Source organism: Stenotrophomonas maltophilia group sp. RNC7, from assembly GCF_030910085.1.
Lineage (GTDB): Bacteria > Pseudomonadota > Gammaproteobacteria > Xanthomonadales > Xanthomonadaceae > Stenotrophomonas > Stenotrophomonas sepilia.
Genome location: NZ_JAVFVN010000586.1, coordinates 1 through 1,094, shown reverse-complemented (window position 1 = coordinate 1,094; position 1,094 = coordinate 1). Strand labels below are relative to the sequence as shown.

General features: G+C 29.6%; 3 protein-coding genes. 2 read left to right on the top strand and 1 reads right to left on the bottom strand.

The window, feature by feature from the left end; all coding sequences use genetic code 11:
- The first annotated feature begins 121 nt into the window (after nt 1–121).
- On the top strand, nt 122–274 hold the full coding sequence (exsG, locus tag RCF13_RS11075) for an exosporium protein ExsG (protein WP_000395679.1): 153 nt from the start codon (nt 122–124) through the stop codon (nt 272–274).
- A 135-nt stretch (nt 275–409) separates the two neighbouring features.
- Nucleotides 410–646, top strand: a complete 237-nt coding sequence (locus tag RCF13_RS11070) for a hypothetical protein (protein ID WP_001997375.1) — start codon at nt 410–412, stop codon at nt 644–646.
- A gap of 96 nt (nt 647–742) precedes the next feature.
- Here RCF13_RS11070 and RCF13_RS11065 read toward each other — a convergent pair.
- A partial coding sequence (locus RCF13_RS11065) for an arylamine N-acetyltransferase (protein ID WP_308141183.1) occupies nt 743–1,094 on the bottom strand: 352 nt, incomplete at its 5' end.

The following is a 1,094-nucleotide window of genomic DNA, read 5'->3' as shown; positions in this document are numbered from 1 at the left end:
AGTAGTTTTAATAGACTGATAAACATTTATTTGAATATAGGGGAAAATGGATGTATTTCCTATTACATTTTTGAATAAAATCCATAAAGTATAATATATCGATTGAAAGGAGGGGATTTGAATGGAATTCCAATTGTTGGTGACTTGTATATTACAAGAAGGTAATGCTTACTTTTTAGTAACGAAGGTAGACGATGTAATTACGTTAAAAGTACCGATTACTGCGGGAGTAGCAGGTTTATTCTTAGCTTTAGGTGTACCAAGATGTTCTTAATTTAAATCTCTACAGTAGAAAGAGGAGGACAAGCCTCTTTCTACTAATACATAATTATTTTATGTAAACTAAAATGTTATTTTAGTAATAGCACATTTAGAATGGACATGCATATACTATAATGTTTTTTAAGTTATGAAAATTAAAGAGGTGCTATTATATATGAAAAGAAGAACATTTGATATTCCAGTCACATTACGAAGAGAGTGGTTTTTAATAGAATTAGCCCATTTAACGAAAAAATATGGAATTGAAATTGCAACTAGCAAAATGGAAGCTGCACCGTTTTTAAGAGATCAAGTTACGGAATCAAAAATAGGATCAGGCCTCCAATATGATAAATATGATGATGAGTATATCATTGAAAATTAAAGGGTACCAGCAAAAATAAATTCCTTTATAACAAAATATAAAATAAAGCAGATTCTAAATATGGAATCTGCTTTATTATGAAATAATTCTAGTCAACTAGCCTCTTTCTAGTGTTTTTCCTACATATTTTTCTTGTGTTATTCCGAAAGATTCATGAAGAATGCGAGCATAATCTTTTGATTCTATTGGTCGTTTATTTTTGATGCCTTTAAAGGTTTCTGTATAATTTTTATTTGTTAATGATACGTGCCCATAATCAGTTAATTTACAAGTAATAGCCCCTTTATTAAAAGGAGATTCTTTATGTTCCACAATCACTTTTTGAATGTTATTCACCTTTTTCTCATCTATTGAATCTAAAGTAAAGGCATAGCCTATTTTCCATTCATCTGAAGGTTCAGATTGCAAGAAATTTGTAGATTCCCCGTTAGCTCCTTTTCTCATTTCT